Origin of the sequence: Nonomuraea sp. NPDC050691 (assembly GCF_040654455.1) — a bacterium.
Lineage (GTDB): Bacteria > Actinomycetota > Actinomycetes > Streptosporangiales > Streptosporangiaceae > Nonomuraea.
Genome location: NZ_JBFAIA010000107.1, coordinates 1 through 20,029, shown reverse-complemented (window position 1 = coordinate 20,029; position 20,029 = coordinate 1). Strand labels below are relative to the sequence as shown.

The window sequence follows — 20,029 nt, the reverse complement described above, 5'->3', positions numbered from 1 at the left end:
TTTCGGCAGGAATCGGTCACGAAGGGGACATGTGGGGCGTGGGGGTGCTTCGGGGGCCATGGGGGGCGAGGCCGGGGCATCCCTTCCCCCACGGCCCACTGGCGTTCACCACGGCCTCGGTGACCTGGCGCGCGTCATGGCGGCCTGCCGGTGAGGCGGAGGAGCGTGCCCCTGGAAGGTCACCGGCCGCGGTCGGCGGGTGGGCCCTCCCGTGCCGGCCGTAAAGAAGACACACTCACCCAGCCCCGTGCCGGCCGTAAAGAGGACACACAGACCCAGCCCCGTGGCGGGCGGGAAAGGGGCACAGGCAGCGCGGCGGAGGCGTCAGGACCGGACAGGAACGGCGACACGCGGGTGCTCGGCGGAGAGGGCGCGGATGGCGGGGGCGCCCGTGAGGGCGACGGCCGCCGCGAGGACGGCCGGGACGATCAGTGCGACCGGCAGCGAGAACGCCTCGGCGACGTACCCCAGCACGGCGGGCCCCACCAGCAGCCCGCTGTAGCCGAATGCCGTCACCAGCGACAGCGCCCGGCCGACCTGGCCGCCCGCCGCGCCCACGGCGCTGAAGATGACCGGCACCACCGTGGCCAGTCCCACCCCGGCCAGCGCCCACCCCGTCCAGGCGCACGCCACCCGCAGTGCTTCGCCCACCAGCGGCGAGACGAGCACGAGGACGTATCCGCAGGTGGCGAGCAGCCCGGCGAGCTGGATCGTGCGCACGGAGCCGAGCCGGCCCCGGATGGGGTCGCCGAGCAGCCGGACGGCGGTCATGGCGACGGAGAAGATCGTGTACGCGATGGGTGCGGCGGCCGGGTCGGTGCCGAGCACCCAGCGGGCGTGCAGGGCGGCCCAGTCGATGGCTGCCCCCTCGCTCAGGTGCCCCGCGAACGCGGCCAGCCCGAGCATCGCCACCAGCCCCCACCGCATCCCGGGACCACCTCGCCGCGCCCCGCCACGTCCGGCCGGCGCGGCCTCTCGTCCCTGGTCCGCCTCTCGTCCCGCGCCGGCCTCTCCTCCCCCGTCGGCCGCCGCGCTCATCTGACCGTCCACGGAGGGGACGGACTGCGACGGACGGGCCGGCAGCAGCCGCAGCGCGAAGGGCACGTACACGAACGGCACCACCACCGCCGCTGCAACGAGCAGCGCCTGCGCGTCCAGATCGGCCTGCAGCACCAGCGCCGTCAGCCCGCCCCCTGCCGCGCCGCCCAGGCTCCACGTGCCGTGGAACGCGGAGATGATCGGCCGCCCGTAGGCGTGCTCGACCTCGACGGAGTGGGTGTTCATGGCCACCTCCGTCACCCCGAGTCCCATGCCGAACACCACGGCCAGCACGGCCAGCCACAGATACCCGGGGGCGAGGGCCGGCCCCAGCAGCACCGCCGCCGACAGCGGACCGGAGACCCAGCACACGGCCCGGCTGCTCCACCGGTCCACGAGCGGGCCGGTGATCAGCATGGACACCAGCGCCCCTCCGGAGATCAGCAGCAGCACGCTGCCGAGCCGCGCCGGTCCGAGGTCGAGCCGGTCGTTGAGGGACGGCAGGCCGGCGGCCCACAGGCCCATCACGAACCCCGCCAGGAAGAAGTAGCCAAACACCGCAATTCGGGCACGACGCGCGACCGCAAGACTTATGTTCACGGCTAGAGCATAATCGAGAGGAGGATGACGACACAATGAGGGGACCCTCACACGGCAGCTCGCGGGCCGGAGCACCGCAGCGGGCGGCGGCTGGTCGTGATAAGGAAGCGCACGCCGGCCGTGAGAAGGAAGCGCACGGTGTGGCGAGGGGCGGCAACGAGCGCGGCAAAGGCGCCGCACGGAGCGAAGGGAGCGCCGGAGGTGCGAGCGGAGCGGCGTTCGAGGACGACGGGACGGCAGCGAGGCCGATCGGCGAGCCGATGCGCGAGGTGAACGGAGCGGCGGGGGCGACGACCAGTGGCGCACTGCGGGCCCACAACCGGGTGCGGCTGCTGCGGGCGGTGCACGACTGCGGCGCGTCCCTGACCCGTTCCCGGCTCACCCGCGACCTCGGCCTCGCCCGCGGCACCGCGTCGGTGCTGGTCGGGGAGCTGTCCGAGAGCGGGCTGCTGCTCGAGGAGCCGGCGCCCGAGCACGGCCGGGGAAGGCCGACGCAGATCCCCGGTCCGCATCCGCGCGGCCCGATCGCCCTGGCGGTCGACGTGCGGGAGGACGCCTGGGAGGTCGTGGCGTGCGAGCTGGGCGGGCGCGCCACGGTACTGGCCGTGCGCCCGCACGACGGGACGCCCGAGGACGCGCTCGCCACCCTCGGCGCGGCGCTGCGTGACCATCTCGAACGGCTGGCGCCCCGGGTCGTCGGCACCGGCGTGGCCGTGGCGGGCCCGGTGCGTCCCGGCGGGCTGGTCGACATCGCCCACCTGCGCTGGAACTCGGTGGACGTCCCCGGCCTGCTGGCCCTCCCCCGGCCGCCGGTCGTGGGCAACGACACGGCGTTCGCCGGGCTGGCCGAGGCCAGGCGGGGCGAACTGCGCGGCGTCGCGGTCGGTTTGCACCTGCACGTCGACTTCGATCTGGGCGGGGTGCTGATCGTGGACGGCCGCCCGCTGGCCGGGGCGACCGGGGTCGGCGCCGAGTTCGGCCACATGCCGCTCACCGGCGGTGACGCGCCCTGCATGTGCGGGGCGTACGGGTGCTGGGGGCAGGAGGTGGGCACGAACGCCCTGCTGCGCCACCTCGGCCTCGCCCACGGCGGCGGCCGGGGCCGCGAGCACGCCGAACGGCTCCTCTCCGCCGCCACGGCGGGCGAGGAAGGGGCGGCACGGGCCGTGGCGTCCTGCGCGGGCGCGCTCGGCCTGGGCGTCTCCGCCCTGGTGAACGCGCACGACCCGGAGGTGGTGACACTGTCGGGGTTCGGCGTGGATCTGCACCGGCTGGCGCGGCCGGAGCTCATGGAGCGGTTCGAGCACGGCCTGATGGCGATCCGCCGCGAACGGCCGCCCCGGATCGCCCCCTCGGCCCTCGGATGGCGCGGCTCGCTGATCGGCGCCATGGAGTCGGTCTTCGACGCCTTCCTCACGGTCGACGCCGTGGACCGCTGGCGCCGCGCCCACTCCTGACGCCCCGGCTCCGGCCTCCCTGCCGACGCCGCCAGCCGCGTTTCCGGCGCTTACGGCATCGCCGGCACGCCCGGCGGGACCGCGACACGCCCGAAAACCGGAATGTGATGCAAAACACCCGAGAGGCATGAAACCCCGCAGCAGACCGGAATCCGGCCCACGTTCGGTGATCTACCAGCGCTTCTTTCCTGAGCCGCGCGCGACGCCGTCCCCGCCGGCGGGTGATCCGGGAAAGGAGGCGGCGTCCGACGGGGCGGCCCGGGACCGGGACACCCCCGTGGAACGATCCCTCGCGGCCCGCGCCGACCGCTCCGCGCGCGAGCAGACACGAGAACGTGGACGTGCCCGTCCGGGCCGAGAACCCCGACGTAGGCGGCCATCTGGGCTTTTACCGGCATACGAACGGCGCTCGGCGCGCGGCCGGGAGGGCATCCCCGCGTCAGGCGCCCCGCCCCGTCACTCCCGTCACGAGGGCAGGTATCCGGCGGAGCCGTCTCCACCCTGGCCGGAAGCCGTTTTCCCAGTACGCGTCACGGCGTCGCGGGAGCGTGCCCAACGGCGGCCCCCGGCAGCCGTCCCGGGTTGCCCGGGCGGGAACGCTCCACCCGCCGGGGCGGCCCCACGAGCGCGAAGCACGCCCTGAGCGCCCGCTTTCCGCACCAAGAACCGCTGGTATCCGCCATGATTAGCCACTGCACCACGGGTAACAGAACCCCGAACGTTTAACTCCCCGAGGAGACAGAGATGGCACTTCCCACTCTTACCCCCGAGCAGCGCAAGGCGGCTCTGGAGAAGGCTGCCGAGGCCCGCGCGGCGCGCACCGCCCTGCTGGCCAAGGTCAAGGCCGGCGAGATGACGTTCTCGCAGCTCCTGGAGCGCGACGACGACATCGCCAAGAAGATCAAGGTGTCGCAGGCGCTGCGCGCGGTCAAGGGCGTCGGCCCGGCCAAGGCCACCGCGCTGATGGAGGAGGCGGGCGTCGACGAGAAGCGCCGCCTCGGCGGCCTGGGCGCCCAGCAGCGCAAGAAGCTGGTCGAGGCGCTCGGCTAGACACCGGGTGGCCGGGTCCTGGAGACCGGGTGGCCTGGTCCGCGCGGGTCCGCCGCGCGGGCCGGCCGGCCGCCCGGCCCCGGAACCCCCCGCAGAACCCCCGCCCCCCCTTCACCGGCCTGAGAAAACCCCCGACAGGCCGGACCGCTGGTCAGGAGCGGAGATAGGTCAGGACGGCGAGCACGCGGCGGTGCTGGTCGCTGTCGTCGGCGTAGAGGCCGAGCTTGCTGAAGATGCTCCTGATGTGCTTCTCCACCGCCCCGTCGCTGATCACGAGCTGCCGGCCGATGGCCGGGTTGGACCTGCCCTCGGCCATGAGCCCCAGCACCTCCCGCTCGCGCGGGGTGAGCTGTGCCAGCGGGTCGTTCTTGCGCCTTCGCACCATCAGCTGCGACACCACCTGAGGATCGAACACGGTGCCGCCCGCGGCCACGCGCCGCAGGCCCTCCAGGAACTCGTCGACGTCCACGACCCGGTCCTTCAGCAGGTAACCGACCGCGCCCCGGGCGTCGGCCAGCAGGTCGTCGGCGTACGACACCTCGACGTACTGCGACAGGATGAGCACCGGCGCCCCCGGCACCCTCTTGCGGGCCTCGACGGCGGCGCGCAGGCCCTCGTCGGTGAACGACGGCGGCATCCGCACGTCCACCACCGACACGTCCGGCCGGTGCTCGGACACCGCCGACACGAGGGAGTCGCCGTCGCCCACGGCGGCCACCACCTCGCAGCCGAACTCCTCCAGCAGCCTGACCAGGCCCTCCCTGATCAGAACCGCGTCATCGGCCACGACTACGCGCACGGCACCTCCGCCACGATCACTGTCGGCCCGCCGTCGGGCGAGTCGACCGTGAGCTCCCCGTCGACCGCGCGGAGCCGGTCGGCGAGCCCGGCGAGACCGTGTCCCTTGGCGACGTGTGCGCCGCCGACCCCATCATCCCCCAACGTCAGCATGAGGATGTTGCCGGTGCGGGTCAGCTGGATGGTGCAGACCGTGGCGCGGCTGTGCTTGGCGACGTTGGTCAGGGTCTCGGCGACGACGAAGTAGATCGCGTTCTCGACGGCGGCCTGGAAGCGGCCGACGATCTGCACGTCCAGCTCCACGGGCACCGTGCAGCGGCCGGCGAGGGCGGCGAGCGCGGGGGCGAGGCCGCGGTCCGACAGGATGGGCGGCGCGATGCCCCGCGACAGGGCGCGCAGCTCGTCGAGCGTCTCCCGGGTGGCGCTGATCGCGGAACTGATCGTCGCCTGGGCGGCCTCCGGGTCCTTGGACATCTGCCGCTGCGCGCGGGACAGCTCCATGGCCAGCGAGACCAGACGCTGCTGGGGGCCGTCGTGGATGTCGCGCTCCAGCTTGCGCAGCGCGTTGGCCTCGGCGGAGACGGCGGCGGCGCGGCCCTCGGCGAGGTCGTCGATGCGTTCGTGCAGCTCGGCGACGCCGGTGAGCAGCGCCCGGCCGAGTCCGGCGCGGATCAGCGCGGCCCCGCGCACCATGAACGGCATGATCAGCAGCCCCAGCAGGCCGATGGCCCCGTAGAAGATGACGTTGACCCCGTAACCGCTGCCGAGGCCGAGCAGCTCGGGCAGCTCCATGTTGCCCGGGATGCGGGAGGTCACGACGCCGTAGAGGGGGTAGGTCAGGCCGGCGAAGGGGATGGCCCAGAACACCACGGTCAGGACGAACGCGATGATCGCCATCGGCAGGTTCAGGATGCCGTGGAGCAGGTCGAGCCAGGACTGCCCGCTGGTCAGCGGGTTGATCAGCCGGCGGAACCGGCCGGCCCCCTCGGGCGCGGGCTTGTAGCGGGGACGTACGGGCGGGCGGCCCAGGACGTCGGAGAGCCAGCCGCGCTCCGCGTCGGCGAACCCGCGCGCGATCATGAGGACGCCGGCCAGGATCGGCACGCCGATCCACACGACCGCGGTGCCCAGACCGGCGGCGAACCCGGCGATCAGGATCGCGAAGCCGATGATCGTCGTGGGGAAGCCCACGAGCGTGTAACGCGTGTCGAGCAGGACACGCCTCATGAGGGAGCGCATGGCGCAACGGTATTCCGGCGGCGTTCCCGATTCGACCCGGTGCGCACGCCTGCCGGGGTAGGGCCTGCCCTACCCCGCCGGTGGTGCGATCTTGACCCGGATCCGGTGGCTCGCGGCAATGTGCCGGGACGGCCCCGACGGGAGCCTGGGTTCATCTCCTCCCCCGCTCCACCCGATGAACCCCCCGCTGAATCGAGGCTCCCCATGACCGTCCTCCTCGACCGTCCGGCGCCGCCCGGCGTCGCCGTCGCGGCCGCGCCGCCGCGTGTCGCCCGGGACCCGTTCATCGACGTGCTGCGCGTCCTGGGCATCGCGCTGGTGGTGTTCCAGCACTGGACGATCCCCGTGCTCGCCTTCGACGGGACGGCCCTGACGACGGGCAACGCCCTGGCGGCGCCCGGGGTGTGGGTGGTCACGTGGCTCAGCCAGGTCATGCCGCTGGTGTTCTTCGCCGGCGGCGCCGCGAACGCGATCAGCTTCCGCCGCGCCCGGCACGACGCGCCGCGGTGGCTGGCGGCCCGCCTGCGGCGGCTGGCCTGGCCGCTGCTGCCGCTGGCGGCCGTGTGGGTCCCCCTCCCCCACGCGCTCGCGGCGCTCGGCGTGCCGGCCCAGCCGCTGGAGACGGGCGCGCGGCTGACCGGCCAGCTCCTGTGGTTCCTCGCCGTCTACCTCATCGCCGTGACGGCCACGCCGCTGATGGCCCGCCTGCACGAGCGGTACGGCGGGCGGGTCCCGATGGCGCTGGCCGCCGGCGCGGTGCTGACGGACGTCGCCCGCTTCGCCGCGGACCTCGACGCGCTGGGCTACCTCAACATCGTGTTCGTCTGGCTGGCGGTCCACCAGCTCGGCCTGCTGTACGCGGAGGGGCGGCTGACCCGGCCGGGCGTCATGGCGGCGGGCGGGTTCGGGGCCGCGGCGCTGCTGGTGTGGGCGGGGCCGTACCCCGGCAGCATGATCGGCCTGCCCGGCGCCGAGATGTCGAACATGGCGCCCCCGACGCTGGCCGTGCTGGCCGTGGCGTTCGGGCAGGTGGGGCTGGCCCTGCTGCTGCGTGAGCGGATCCTGCGGCTGCCGCTGGACGGGCTGCTGGCCTGGGCGGGACCGCGGATCATGACGGTGTACCTCTGGCACATGCCGGCGCTTTTCGCGGTGACCGGGGTCGTCGTGGTCGGGCTGGGGGTGGACACGCCGGCGCCGGGCGGCGTCGGCTGGTTCGCCGGGTGGCCGCTCTGGTTCGGGGCGCTGTGCCTGGTGATGTGGCCGCTGCTGAAGGTGTTCGCCCGGTTCGAGGAGCCGCCCGCGCTGCCGTACCGGCCGGGCGGATGGCCGGGGATGCTGGTGGCGGCGGCGCTGACCGGCGCGGGGCTGCTGACGCTCACGGTGGCCGGGTTCGCCCCGGGTGCCGCGCCGGTCCTGGCGGTGGCGGCGGTCAGCGGCGGACTGTTGCTGACGACGCAGCGCCCTCTCGCGCGCTCCGTCGCCCGTCCTCGCTGCTGATGCGCACCGGATGCTCGAACAGGCGCTGACGTGGTTTGTCGTCAGTCCGAGGTCCTGGCCGTGAGGTGCGGTGAGCGTCCGGAAACACGCGCGTCATGCGAGGTCGCCACACTGGAGTGACATGACGACACCACGACCGCTGTCCGAGCCCGACCTGCCGGCCGTCGCCGCCATCTACGCCCACTACGTCGAGAAGAGCGTGGCCACCTTCGACGAGACGCCGCCCGGCGTCGAGGACTGGCGGGCCAAGGCGGCCACCGTCACCGGGGCCGGGCTGCCGTTCCTGGTGACGGAGGAGGACGGCGAGGTGACGGGGTTCGCCTACGCCGCCCCGTTCCGGCCCAAGCCCGCCTACCGGCACACGGCGGAGGACACCATCTACCTGGCGCCCGGGGCGACGGGGCGCGGGCTGGGGCGGCTGCTGCTGGGCGAGCTGATCGAGCGCGCCACCCGCGCCGGGCTACGGCAGATGGTGGCGGTGGTCGCCGACAGCGGCGACCCGGCCTCGCTGAGGCTGCACGCGGCGTTCGGCTTCGAGCAGGCGGGCCGGTTGCGGAGCGTCGGCTTCAAGCACGGCCGCTGGATCGACACGCTCCTCCTCCAACGCCCCCTGAACGCCCCAACCTCCTAAGGACGACCCCCGCGTACACCACAACAGACTGTGAGGATCGGACAGACCGTTCGGACCACCGGGATCCCACCCCCTCCCCCGCTGTACACCACAACAGACTGTGAGGATCGGACAGACCGTTCGGACCACGGGGGATTCTTCGGCAGGATAGAGACCGTGAGCCTTCTCATCGACCGCCTCCCCGAAGAGATCGACGCCGAACCGGACGCGATCTTCGACGCCTTCGTCTCCTGGAACTCCGAACGGGGGCTCACGCTCTATCCCGCCCAGGAGGAGGCGCTCATCGAGGTGGTCTCCGGCAGCAACGTGATCCTGGCCACTCCGACGGGCTCCGGCAAGAGCCTGGTCGCGGCGGGCGCCCACTTCACGGCGCTGACGCGGGACATCCGCACGTTCTACACGGCGCCGATCAAGGCGCTGGTGTCGGAGAAGTTCTTCGACCTGTGCGCGATTTTCGGCACCGAGAACGTCGGCATGATGACGGGCGACGCCAGCGTCAACCCGGGCGCGCCCATCATCTGCTGCACCGCCGAGATCCTCGCCAACGTGGCGCTGCGCGACGGGGCGGCGGCCGACATCGGCCAGGTCGTCATGGACGAGTTCCACTTCTACGCCGAGCCCGACCGCGGCTGGGCCTGGCAGGTGCCGCTGCTGGAGCTGCCGCACGTGCAGTTCGTGCTGATGTCGGCCACGCTGGGCGACGTCGCGATGTTCGAGCGCGACCTGACCCGGCGCACCGGCCGGCCGACGTCCGTGGTCAAGCACGCCGAGCGGCCGGTCCCGCTGGTCTACTCGTACCGGATGACGCCGCTGCACGAGACGCTGGAGGAGATGCTCAGCACCGGGCAGGCGCCCGTGTACGTCGTCCACTTCACGCAGGCCGCCGCGATGGAGCGGGCGCAGGCGCTGATGTCGATCAACATGGCGTCGAAGGCGGAGAAGGAGGCGATCGCCGCGATGATCGGCGGCTTCCGCTTCACCACGCGCTTCGGCCGGGCGTTGTCGCGGCTCGTGCGCCACGGCATCGGCGTCCATCACGCCGGCATGCTGCCCAAGTACCGCCGCCTGGTCGAGCGGCTGGCGCAGGCGGGCCTGCTGAAGGTCATCTGCGGCACCGACACGCTCGGCGTCGGCGTCAACGTGCCGATCCGCACCGTGCTGTTCACCGCGCTGTCCAAGTACGACGGCACCAAGGTGCGCCGCCTGCGGGCCCGCGAGTTCCACCAGATCGCGGGCCGGGCCGGGCGGGCCGGGTTCGACACCATCGGCTACGTCGCCTGCCAGGCGCCCGAGCACGACATCGAGAACGCCAAGGCCCTGGCCAAGATCGGCGACGACCCGAAGCGGCGGCGCGGCTACGCCCGCAAGAAGCCGCCGGAGGGGTTCGTCGGCTGGAGCGAGGAGACGTTCGAGAAGCTGCAGACGGCCGAGCCCGAGCCGCTGGCCTCGCGCTTCAAGGTGAGCAACGCGATGCTGCTGGCCGTCATCAACCGGCCCGGCGACTGCTTCCAGGCGATGAAGCATCTGCTGACCGACAACCACGAGGACCGCAAGTGGCAGCGGCGGCACATCAGCCAGTCCATCGCCATCTACCGGTCGCTGCTCGCGGGCGGCATCGTCGAGCAGCTCAGGGAGCCCGACGAGCAGGGCCGCCGGGCCCGGCTGACGATCGACCTGCAGGAGGACTTCGCGCTCAACCAGGCGCTGTCCACCTTCGCCCTGGCCGCCTTCGACCTGCTGGACAAGGAGTCGCCGAGCTACGCCCTCGACATGGTCTCCATCGTCGAGTCCATCCTCGACGACCCGCGCCAGATCCTGTCCGCCCAGCTCAAGAAGGCGAGGGGCGAGGCGGTCGCGCAGATGAAGGCCGACGGCATGGAGTACGAGGAGCGCATGGACGCCCTCGCCGAGGTCATGTACCCGATGCCGCTGGACGACCTGCTGCTCGGGGCGTACGAGACGTACCGGCGGGGCCACCCGTGGGTGGGCGATTACACGGTCAGCCCCAAGTCGGTGGTGCGCGACATGTACGAGCGGGCGATGACGTTCGGCGAGTACATCCAGTTCTATGAGCTGGCCCGCTCCGAGGGCACGGTGCTGCGCTACCTGGCCGACGCCTACCGCACGCTGGCCCGCACCGTGCCCGAGCACCTGAAGACCGACGATCTGGTCGACCTCATCGAGTGGCTGGGCGAGCTGGTGCGGCAGGTCGACTCGTCGCTGATCGACGAGTGGGAGAAGCTGGCCAACCCGGCGGAGGCGCTGGAGCGGCAGGAGCAGCTCGAGACCAAGGTCCGCCCGGTCACGGCCAACCCGCGGGCGTTCCGGGTGCTGGTGCGCAACGCGATGTTCCGGCTGGTGGAGCTGTGCGCGCTGGAGAAGGACGAGGAGCTGGAGGAACTGGCTCCGGACGCCGACTGGGGCGCGGCGCTCGACGCGTACTACGACGAGCACGAGGAGATCCTCACGGACGCCGACGCGCGCGGGCCGGCGCTGCTGCGCATCGAGGAGGAGAGCGGGCTGTGGAAGGTCCGCCAGACGGTCAAGGACCCGGCGGGCGACGGCGACTGGGGCATCGACGCCCAGGTCGACCTGGCGGCGTCCGACGAGGAGGGGCGGGCCGTCCTGCACGTCCTCGGCCTCAACCGGCTCTGACGACACCGGACGGCCGCCCGCGAGGTCGGGACGGCCCCGCGGGTCGGCACGGCCGCATGAGATCAGGCCGATCGCACGGGATCAGGCCGGTGGCAGGGGCAGCACGGCGGCCGGCAGGTGGCGCAGGGCCGGCGGGATGACGACGGCGCCGTCCGGGTGGATCTCGGCGGCCCCCCTAGCCCCAGTACGCGCCCGAGCGGCCGAGCAGGTCGGTGGGCGGCCGGAAGCCGCCCTGCGCCGGGTCGAGCGCGATCACGTTGAGCGTCCCGTCGGGGCGCACGGTGTAGCGCAGCGGAGCCCCCGCCGGTTCGGCGTGGCGGCGCCAGGGGCGGGTGCCGTAGACGGCGTCCGGGTGGGCGGCCAGCCACCGGCCGAGCTCGCGCAGCCGGCCGACCCCCGCCTCGGGCAGTGAGCCGTCGCCGCGCGGGCTGATGGTGAACAGCACCTGGCCGCGGACGACGCGCCGGGAGTGCGCGACCTGCTCGACAAGGCCGGCGAGATCCTCGGCCGGGCCGTGGCGGGCGTGGTGAACGTGCTGGCTGTGCGAGCCCTGACCGTCATCGGGGAGAGCCACGTGCTCTGGCCGTACCTGGCGCCCTGCTTCCACCGCGCGGTCGACGACGGTCATCGCGGCGCTGGCCGGGCTGGAGATCATCCTGCGGCCGTGGGACGACAGCGGTCACGCCCGCGGCGCCGCCAGCCTCGTGCTGGCCGCCAGCCTCGTGCTGGCCGCCAGTCTCGCTTCATGAGTCGCGGGCCTCGCCTCATGAGCTGCCGGTAGACCGGCAGAGCGTCCGGGGCGGTTGCACTGGGTGGGGAGCCCGCTCGCAGAGCCTTTCAAGCCGAGGGCGTTCCAAGGCAGCCGGATGGAAATAGCGGAGGACGCATGACATCCTCCGCTATTTCCATACGATGCCTCTCGCCCCCATGCAAGACCATTTCACCTGGATGAAGGCGCGATTCAGCCGGCCTTGATGATTGCCTTGGCGTTGCCGACCCAGGTGTCGAATATGCGCTTGGACTCGTCGATCTTGGCTCTGTTCTCGTCGAGCAGTTGCTGTTCGTATGCTGCCCGGACCGTCTTGTAGACGCCCACAAGATTCACTTTGAACTGACAGTTCGCATCGGCTGCGGCCACTCGTTTCTCCTCGGCCGACGCGGGTGTACCAGCGTCACGCGACTGCCACATGGGATCGTTCTTCGCGGCGACCGGGTGCTGGTACGACGTGATATCGGCATCCTGCATACATGCGCGCCACGCACTGATCGCTTCTCGCAACCGGCTGTCGCCGAGTGCGCGCGAGCGGGAACCGACCGCAAGGCTACGGGGGTCGGCGGGCAAGTCACCACCGGCCTTGCCATAGATGCTCTGATCGGCCTGGCGTACACACCCTCCGGCTGGGACGGCGGTTCCAGCCGCGGTCCGGGCCGCGGCGCCGTAGAACGCGTTCTTTTCGTCGGCAGTGGGTTCGTGCCGTGTCTTGGCGTCGGGCGACGCGGTCTTGACCGATGGAATGCGCGGGTAGCCCGAATCGGCGGCGGCCTTAGGATCCAGGTATTCGAAGTTGTCGAATTCCCGATAGTCCTCTGGACGCCACGTACGAATAGTGTCGGCCTTCCACTGTGTGAAGCCGAGCGACCGCATGCACGTGGCCGCCGCGACGTCCTGCGCCTGGTCGATGATCTTGATGTCACTCATCGACGTGAGGTGCGGGTCAAGCGGCATCGGCACAGGGGCGGAATTCGTGACCCTCACGATCTCACCCAGCACGGGCTCGCGCACTTCTCCAGCCGGTCCGCCGGTCGAGCGCACGTCGGAGGGAACCGGAGGTGCCGCGGTCGGGTCAACCGTGGCGAACGCCGACTGCCCGTCCTGGGACAGTTGGCCGAAGATCCCTACAGTGGCAACCGTGGCCACAGCCACGACAGCAACGGCCGCAGCACTCCCTCGCCGAAGTGTCATTGTTCGCCGTTCCTCCTCCAGTAGCACCTGTGATATATGCCGTAGTTGTCACCGTAGACGCACCGGTCCATGTGGAACTGTGTCGTCCAGAGTCCGTTGTTGGCAGCCGTGGCAAAATTCACGCCGAGGGTGGCCTGGTAAGCGTCGCCGGAGCATCCCGCCCGGTTCACCCACATATTAAACCATCGGCCATAGTAGTTACTGTATTCATCGTCGAAGCGCCAGTACTGTTGCGACTCATTCACCCACCGGTACTGCATCGGAGTGCTGCACCCGCCGTCGCTGCCCGGACCCGTGTGACTGTCCCAGCGATCGAGAACTTTCCCGCTGTTGTTGTTCACAAGATAGTAGTAGCCGTTTGATATATGGTGGTCCGACCAGTACTGATTGGCCGAGCCGCTGTTCGACGGGTACGCTATGACGTTGGCGAGATCTGCCGTGCTGGAGCTGAGCACCTCCAGGAACAGGTAGCCTCTTCCGTAATCGCTGGCGGTCGCCCATCTGTTCACCGAGTCGGCGTGCGCAGCATTTCCAGGAAACACCGCCAGCGCGGTTGCGGCAGTAACCGCCGCCAGTGCCGCTGCACCGAGCCTGGATGCGGTGGCGCGTATGCTGACCTTCAACTCTCCCTCTCCTCCTCCACTGTCCTGCGTGACAGGCACTGAGTGCTCCTTCGATGGCCGGTCGATCGGTGCGGCCAAGACCGCTTCCACCACCGCCGGCGCGGAGGGTCCAGCAGTACTCCGACTTCACAGGTCACCGCCGAACTATTCCGATTCCTCCGATTGAGTATCTCCACCTTCTGTCGCTTGATCATGTACCAGACATTTCAGCTTGACAATTAGTTTCCGTGTGATGCAAATCACAGTCTGGCATGTCCCGGCACGGACGCCGAACGTAGATCCGGGCGGTCCGTAAACAGGGTGCAAGAAGTCCTACAGGGCTGATTTTGTGGAGTCGGCTCATCTCGAGACGCCACGCGAAGCCTGCCCTTGCCTCGGAACGTCGGCCCGGTCGATGAACACATGAGCCCCATGAAGGCGCTCAGGGAACCCGGGCGCCAGTGAAGTCAGGAAGGCCGACCTTCCCGAAATTGCCTTGCCAAGTGTCCAACCATGAGTGAAGATCACCGAGGCGCCTGTTCCAGCCGGGCTGAGGCCGTTGCCACATCACGCGTTCCCGTCAGAGCGTGTTCGCACTCGATCGCAAAATCTTGCTCTCGGGTGCCCCCGTACATGGGAGGGAAACAGTGCCTTTACGGCGTTCGATTGCGCTGGCTGCCGCTGCCGGCCTCTTTGCCGCAGGACTGACCGCACCAGATACCGCGGCCTTGGCGGAACCGTCGGCCACTTCGCAAGTGGTGGATCCCTTACTTGGAGCGAGTGGCGGCAACAATTCTCCTGTCCCATCGCCGCCTGATGAAGACCGATCGTCTGTGGCTCCCGCACGGCGCGAACACGTCCTTCCCAAGGGGTGGCAAGACTCTACGGATCTGGCGGTCACCGCAACCGGAGACTCCACCGGTTTCCACGTGCTCGCTGCTTCGGCCAAGACCGCCTATCAGTGGAGGACGCTGGCCACCCTGAACGAGCCCGGCATGTCCAACGATCAGTGGATTGGCAATGCCTGCCTCACCAGCTCCGGCAAACAGGTCATCGCCGTATACGCGCCGCGGTACTTCACCAACCGGGACTGGTTGTTCAGCAGGGGAGCGTTTGCCGCGATCATCGACGTGAAATCCGGTGCCGTCACCAAACTGCAGGATCAGGTTTCTCTGGCCTATTACAACCCCGGGTGCGGTGCCGATGACCGAGTGGCATTCACGCAAGGTGTGACGGAGAGCCGCGACAGCACTCGCCTTCGCGTCGTCAATGCCGCGACCAAGAAGCTGGGCGACCCCGTCGTCGTTCGGGAGCAGGTTACGTCTGCCATCGCGACGAGCAGCGAGACCGTCGCGGCCGCCGGGAACCGCCTGGTCCGTGTGGAACGCGATGGTCGGCTCACCACGCTCGCCACCGCACGCTCCACACCGTTCGATCTGCGGCCGACCGTCGATGGCGGCGTCCTCTATCTCGATGCATCGGGCAATGATGCCTTCGTCAACCACTACCAGCAGGGACGTTCACGAGTGGTCGCATCCGGCCGTCTCGGATCCATCGGTCTCAGGTCGGGCGCCGACGGCCGCGTCTTCGTCGTCGGCAAGGCCGAACCGAACAAGAACCTCCCTTCCAAGGTCACGTTGGTCGATGCGCCTTCAGCGGGTGAGGTCAGTTCAGAAGGCGGAGTCGTCGTCGAGAGCACCGCTTCCGGTGAGTTGCGAAGGCCTCAACCGAGCTCGCAGAAGGACACCGAGATCCATGGCGTCTCCGACGGTACGGCGACCGGCTCCACCATCGATGTGACCGCCTATGTGCCGACCACGCGGCAGAGGGTGAACTTCGAACTTGCTCCGGGGCACCGGCGGGCGCCGAAGGCGGATACCGGTACGGCGCCGAACCCTCGGCTTGCCGGATTGGGCGTGACCGACGCGACGGTCGCCTCCGTCCCAGGAACGGTCGATCAAGGGTATTCGTGCTCGGTGCCGCGCAATGATCCGAAGACGCAGACGTACCAGCCGCACTGGCGTCAGGTCGAGTGGGCAGTGGATCAGTTGGTCTTCAAGAGCCGGCTGCAGGTCACCCGACCGGACAACTGGAAGGGCTCCGGCGTTTCCTCCTGGAACCCGCAAAGCCTCTTCCCCGCACCCGATCTGGCTGGTGGCGGAAGGATCCCCGTCTCGGTGGTCTTCGGCATCCTCGCTCAGGAGTCGAATCTCTGGCAGGCGCAGAGATACGTCTCCGAAGGAGAGACCGGTAATCCTCTGGTGGGGAACTACTACGGGGTCAACGTATACGACCAGAACCCGGGCAATGACTGGGACATCGATTTCAGCAAAGCCGACTGCGGCTATGGAATCACCCAGCAGACGGACCACATGCGAGGCTCGGGGCACGTGCCGCCCGGCGAATGGTCATGGCCGGAGGACACCCAGCGAAGAGTCGCCCTCGATTACGTGACCAACATAGCCGCCGGCATCGTGACGCTCGCCGAGAAATGGAACCAGATCTGGAGCGACACCGGGGGCAAGGTCATAGCGAACAACGGCGACCCGTCGAAGATCGAGAGCTGGTACTTCGCCGCATGGGCGTACAACTCCGGCTGGCACCCGAAATCGGAGGCTGGGAGCCACAATGGGAACTGGGGAGTTGGCTGGACGAACAACCCGAGGAACCCCGACTACCCGATCGGCCGAGCTCCTTTCCTCGACAACAACAGCTATGCGGATGCCGCGCGTCCCCAGCAGTGGCCTTATCAGGAGAAAGTGCTCGGTTGGGCGGCCTGGCCGATCGTCAAGACGTACATCGACCCCGCCACCCAGCAGCCGAAGGATGAGGGCGGATACAACTACGCGTGGTGGAACTCCGCGAATGCGCGATCCAGAATCGTTCCGACGTACGCCGCTTTGAAGGAGATCGTCGACCACAACGCCTTCTGCAGCGACGAGAACAACTGCGACCGCGCGACCGCCGACGGGTGCAGGTCCGCCGACCGCGAGACGTGCTGGTGGCACGCCGCGAAGACGTGGAAGACCTGTCCCGACGACTGCGGGAACGAAGCTTACCTCCGGTACGACCAGACATATGCAGGGATCGAGCGAGCCGAACCGACCTACAACTTCACCTCATGTAATACCGCTGGACTCCCCGCGGGTTCGCTCGTCGTCGACGATGTGCCGAGATCCGTTCCAGTGATCCGAGGGGGAGGCTGCGAACAGGACAACAAGAACTGGACGAACTCCGGAAGAATGACGTTCGAGTTCGCCCAGGACACGGCCGGAAGAGTGCCAGGACGGGCCGACTTCCAACAGTTGGGCAACGGCTTCGGAGGCCACTACTGGTTCGGCTTCACGCGCAACACAGCGCACAGGGGCACGGAGATGGAGGCGATCGGAACCTGGGAACTCAACCAGGCGCTCAACGGTTGGGCCCGCGTGCTGGTCCATGTACCCAAGAGGCTTGCGCTCTCACAGCAGGCCCCCTACGAGATCCACCTCGGCAACGGATCCACCAAGAAGCGATACCTCTCCCAAGGAGCACGCACCAACAAGTGGGTCAGCCTCGGGGTGTACAAGTTCGCCGGTACCCCCAAGGTGAAGCTCAGCAACAGCACGTTCGACGGGAACGGCAACACGCCCATAGCGTGGGATGCCATCGCTTTCCAACCCCTCCCGGCCAAGCCGAAGCATCTGATCGCCGTATTGGGAGACTCGTACACTTCCGGCGAGGGAGCCGGCGAATACTCTCCCGAGTCGGACGCCGCGCATGGAACCGAGCGATGGAATGCTTGTCGGCGAAGCAAGAACGCATGGGCTCGCAAACTCGTGGTGGCCGGGTCGTCCACTCCGGTCGGGGCTCTTTCCGACAGCTTCGATCCGAATGTCGAGCTGGGGTTCGTGGCCTGCTCCGGCGCACAGACCGGAAACGTCATGGACTCTTATTTCGACCCGGGCAGGCAGTATCTCGGAGAGGGGCAGTTCAAGGAGATCAACCAAGCCGGTTCGGGAGTCCTCGACGAGAACACCACCTTAGTCGTCCTGACGCTCGGCGGGAACGATGGCAACGCTTTCGCGCTTGCGATGACCGATTGTTCCTATCCGGTGCCCGCGTGCAATACGCCGGACTTTTTGGCCAAGTACAAGAAGAAGGCGGACGACATGATCCCGAATCTGGAGCTCACTCTGCGGGACGTCGCAAGGCTCGCGCCGAACGCGCAGATAGTCCTCGCCGGCTATCCGAAACTGCTCAGCACGACAGTGAAATGCAACGGATCCCTGTGGATCGACCTCACCGAGGCCGAGGCGCTCGCGGAACTGGTGACATATGCGAACGGTAAGCAGACGCAGCTCGTGCACACGCTTTCCACGGCCACTCCTCCGATGAGGGTGGCGTACGCCGACCCTGTTTCGGCTTTCGTCGGCCACGGCGGCTGCGACACGCCGGAGTGGATCAACAAGATGGTCTCAGGCCCCAACGGCGACGGAGACTTCCATCCAGGGGACGCGGCATCACAATTGTGCGTTCCCGCCGGCGAAACATGCCTCAGCCGGGAATCGTTCCACCCGAACAGGGCGGGTACGGCGGGATACGCTACCGTGGTGAACGGCGTGTTGAACGCCATTGGCTACCACGGGTCATGAGATGACATCTGCGAGGAGTGCCACGACGCCGTCCGGCTCCCCCCGGGCGGTGGTGGCACTCCTCGTTCTTCGTGTCATCCTCATAGCCGTACCACTGCTCGTGATCGTCGCCATGTCCTGGAGTTTTCTCAGCGTGCGCGCGCATCAGCATGCACGCGAAGAAGCCGGGCTCGCCCACATGCGGCAGCAGGCGGAGAGAATCGGACAGGCATTGAACGAGAACGCGGAAGACGGACATTTGTCCACCCGCGAGATCGAAGAAGTCGTTGACCGGCAGTGGTGGCATGCCGAGGTGATCGCGGGGCAAGCCAAGGTGGTCGTACGCATCGACGACACCTCGGGGTCGGGAGACCGCTGCTTCACCTACGAGATTCCGCTGCCCTCTCGTGGCGCATCGCGAGTGACAGAAGGAACGGTATGCCCAGAGGCGACTCCGCACATGAGCACGCGTCCGTGATCCCCGGGCCCACGACGCGGGCGTGCACCGAGAAAAGCCCATGGAGCTGCGGACGTGTTCGCGCCGGCACGCTGATCCGGCGTGTCCCTGGGCGTGAATGCCGTGCAGTCCTCCCGCCGCGAACGCTTGACCGGCGCCGCCAGATCGGCGGATGCGCTTGGAGCCCGGCGGCCCCCGGGCCGACGCCGGGCTCGACGTCCCCCGTCGCGGCAGGACGACGGGGGAGATAGCCGTGTGCCGGAACGGACTGGCAACGGCGTTCCGGCACACGCCTGTTTCTCAATCTTCGCGGGGAGTCGGTCCTGATCGGGTCATGAGAATGTCTCAAGATCGGGACATTTCGCACCGCGCGACGCGGCACACCTTGGCGAGCATCCGCCGGGCGTCCTTGACCTGCTCCCGGTAGTCCGCCTTGGCGGGCTTGCTCCACTCCCCCGCCCGCGTGTAGAGCAGCAGGGCATTGGCGCGGCGGGCCACGACGGCGCGCTCGCCGCCGATGGCCGGCTTGCCGCCCTGGTAGCTCTGGCCGGACACGGTCACGGCCTCGTCGCCCAGGGCCAGGGAGGCGACGGCGTAACGGTAGCCGCTGGTGCGGCAGGCCGTGGCGGCGGCGCGCAGATCGTTCATGGCCTTGCGCGCGGCGGCTTCGGAGGCGTACAGGACGACCTGCTCGGACTTGGAGTAGTCGGGGACGGCCGTGTAGACGATCGTCCTGGCCGCCGTCCGCCCGGCCTGGCCCAGCTTGGGCCGCTCGCACGGGTCCACCACGAGGGGGGCGGTCTTCCTGCCGCTCACGCTCCAGCTCGTCTCAGGGTTGTCGTCCTTGACCGCGGCGGCCTTCTCGTACAGGAGGAACCCGTGGGGGATGGAGACGGCGGCGGCTAACACCAGGCTGATCAGCATGGTTCAAAATAGTACGAATGAGCGACGAGGACATCCGAAGAACCCTTGGCCTGCTGGCGTAGGAGGACACGCTGCGCGTGTTCGCGTCCCTGGTGCTCGGCGTGGAGGGTGAGCGCCCGGCCAAGGCGCTGGACCGGCTCGCGAACGGCGGCCTGGCCGCCCGCGGCGAGGACGGGACGTGGCGGGCGACCCCCGAGCGCTTCCGCGAGCTGCTGCGGCGGCTCGCGGACCCGCCCGCCCCGCTCAGCGAGGAGGAGCGCCTGCTGCGGACGTTCCTCGTGGACGGCAGGCTGCGGACCATGCCGATGCGGCGCGAGAAGCGCCTGGTGGTGCTGCGGTACATGCGCGGGTGTCGAGCCGGGTGTGCTACGAGAAGGACGTCAACTTGACTGCTCTCCCGCTTGAAGGCGGGGGATTCCTGGCTCACGCTGCCTGGCTGTCCGGCGGACGGTCGGGTCTTACGCGATCAGCGCCAGCCGGGGCCAGACCAGCCCGGATGAGCATC

At 69.3% G+C, this 20,029-nt stretch carries 15 protein-coding genes; 8 read left to right on the top strand and 7 right to left on the bottom strand.

Features of this window, described 5'->3' with window-relative positions:
• Positions 1–324 precede the first annotated feature (324 nt).
• Positions 325–1,638: an MFS transporter gene (locus AB0H81_RS29745; protein ID WP_358381167.1), complete on the bottom strand. Its 1,314-nt coding sequence runs from the start codon at positions 1,636–1,638 to the stop codon at positions 325–327.
• 260 nt (positions 1,639–1,898) lie between these two features.
• On the opposite strand from AB0H81_RS29745, the gene AB0H81_RS29740 reads away from it, so the two are divergent.
• Positions 1,899–3,095, top strand: coding sequence for an ROK family transcriptional regulator (locus tag AB0H81_RS29740; RefSeq protein WP_358381165.1), 1,197 nt, complete (start codon positions 1,899–1,901; stop codon positions 3,093–3,095).
• A gap of 744 nt (positions 3,096–3,839) precedes the next feature.
• On the top strand, positions 3,840–4,145 hold the full coding sequence (mihF, locus tag AB0H81_RS29735) for an integration host factor, actinobacterial type (protein WP_175594632.1): 306 nt from the start codon (positions 3,840–3,842) through the stop codon (positions 4,143–4,145).
• A gap of 151 nt (positions 4,146–4,296) precedes the next feature.
• Here the strand turns inward: mihF and AB0H81_RS29730 are convergent, their stop codons facing one another.
• Together AB0H81_RS29730 and AB0H81_RS29725 are read right to left on the bottom strand one after the other, a co-directional pair.
• Complete coding sequence (locus AB0H81_RS29730; RefSeq protein ID WP_358381163.1) at positions 4,297–4,944, bottom strand: response regulator transcription factor; 648 nt, start codon at positions 4,942–4,944, stop codon at positions 4,297–4,299.
• Positions 4,935–6,182 (bottom strand): sensor domain-containing protein, encoded by a 1,248-nt coding sequence (locus tag AB0H81_RS29725; RefSeq protein ID WP_358381161.1) that lies wholly within the window; start codon positions 6,180–6,182, stop codon positions 4,935–4,937. Before AB0H81_RS29725 ends, AB0H81_RS29730 begins: the two co-directional genes overlap by 10 nt.
• 204 nt (positions 6,183–6,386) lie before the next feature.
• On the opposite strand from AB0H81_RS29725, the gene AB0H81_RS29720 reads away from it, so the two are divergent.
• The 3 genes from AB0H81_RS29720 (at position 6,387) to AB0H81_RS29710 (ending at position 10,965) form a co-directional block, all read left to right on the top strand.
• Positions 6,387–7,679 (top strand): acyltransferase, encoded by a 1,293-nt coding sequence (locus tag AB0H81_RS29720; protein ID WP_358381159.1) that lies wholly within the window; start codon positions 6,387–6,389, stop codon positions 7,677–7,679.
• Positions 7,680–7,800: 121 nt separating this feature from the next.
• Positions 7,801–8,310 (top strand): N-acetyltransferase family protein, encoded by a 510-nt coding sequence (locus AB0H81_RS29715; protein WP_358381157.1) that lies wholly within the window; start codon positions 7,801–7,803, stop codon positions 8,308–8,310.
• Positions 8,311–8,457: 147 nt separating this feature from the next.
• Positions 8,458–10,965 carry a DUF3516 domain-containing protein gene (locus tag AB0H81_RS29710; RefSeq protein WP_358381182.1) on the top strand — a complete coding sequence of 836 codons (2,508 nt, stop codon included), beginning with the start codon at positions 8,458–8,460 and terminating at the stop codon, positions 10,963–10,965.
• Positions 10,966–11,140: 175 nt separating this feature from the next.
• Here the strand turns inward: AB0H81_RS29710 and AB0H81_RS29705 are convergent, their stop codons facing one another.
• The 3 genes from AB0H81_RS29705 to AB0H81_RS29695 all read right to left on the bottom strand — a co-directional run bounded on the left by AB0H81_RS29705 (position 11,141) and on the right by AB0H81_RS29695 (position 13,590).
• Entirely contained in the window at positions 11,141–11,620 is a 480-nt protein-coding gene (locus tag AB0H81_RS29705) for a hypothetical protein (RefSeq protein ID WP_358381156.1), read from the bottom strand.
• Between the two features lie 306 nt (positions 11,621–11,926).
• Positions 11,927–12,889 carry a hypothetical protein gene (locus AB0H81_RS29700; protein ID WP_358381155.1) on the bottom strand — a complete coding sequence of 321 codons (963 nt, stop codon included), beginning with the start codon at positions 12,887–12,889 and terminating at the stop codon, positions 11,927–11,929.
• Positions 12,890–12,924: 35 nt separating this feature from the next.
• A complete protein-coding gene (locus AB0H81_RS29695; RefSeq protein ID WP_358381153.1) occupies positions 12,925–13,590 on the bottom strand; it encodes an RICIN domain-containing protein in 666 nt (221 codons plus the stop codon).
• 869 nt (positions 13,591–14,459) lie between these two features.
• Between AB0H81_RS29695 and AB0H81_RS29690 the strand changes: the two genes are divergently transcribed.
• Entirely contained in the window at positions 14,460–18,164 is a 3,705-nt protein-coding gene (locus AB0H81_RS29690) for an SGNH/GDSL hydrolase family protein (protein WP_358381151.1), read from the top strand.
• Positions 18,165–18,264: 100 nt separating this feature from the next.
• Positions 18,265–18,621 (top strand): hypothetical protein, encoded by a 357-nt coding sequence (locus AB0H81_RS29685; protein ID WP_358381149.1) that lies wholly within the window; start codon positions 18,265–18,267, stop codon positions 18,619–18,621.
• 324 nt (positions 18,622–18,945) lie between these two features.
• Here the strand turns inward: AB0H81_RS29685 and AB0H81_RS29680 are convergent, their stop codons facing one another.
• Entirely contained in the window at positions 18,946–19,524 is a 579-nt protein-coding gene (locus tag AB0H81_RS29680) for a hypothetical protein (protein WP_358381147.1), read from the bottom strand.
• Positions 19,525–19,601: 77 nt separating this feature from the next.
• On the opposite strand from AB0H81_RS29680, the gene AB0H81_RS29675 reads away from it, so the two are divergent.
• Positions 19,602–19,913 (top strand): hypothetical protein, encoded by a 312-nt coding sequence (locus tag AB0H81_RS29675; RefSeq protein WP_358381145.1) that lies wholly within the window; start codon positions 19,602–19,604, stop codon positions 19,911–19,913.
• The last annotated feature ends 116 nt before the right edge of the window (positions 19,914–20,029 follow it).

Coding starts and splice junctions, on each gene's coding strand:
- AB0H81_RS29740 (WP_358381165.1), top strand. CDS start 1,899: ATGCGCGAGGTGAACGGAGCGGCGGGGGCGACGACCAGTGGCGCACTG.
- mihF (WP_175594632.1), top strand. CDS start 3,840: ATGGCACTTCCCACTCTTACCCCCGAGCAGCGCAAGGCGGCTCTGGAG.
- AB0H81_RS29725 (WP_358381161.1), bottom strand. CDS start 6,182: ATGCGCTCCCTCATGAGGCGTGTCCTGCTCGACACGCGTTACACGCTC.
- AB0H81_RS29720 (WP_358381159.1), top strand. CDS start 6,387: ATGACCGTCCTCCTCGACCGTCCGGCGCCGCCCGGCGTCGCCGTCGCG.
- AB0H81_RS29715 (WP_358381157.1), top strand. CDS start 7,801: ATGACGACACCACGACCGCTGTCCGAGCCCGACCTGCCGGCCGTCGCC.
- AB0H81_RS29705 (WP_358381156.1), bottom strand. CDS start 11,620: ATGATCTCCAGCCCGGCCAGCGCCGCGATGACCGTCGTCGACCGCGCG.
- AB0H81_RS29680 (WP_358381147.1), bottom strand. CDS start 19,524: ATGCTGATCAGCCTGGTGTTAGCCGCCGCCGTCTCCATCCCCCACGGG.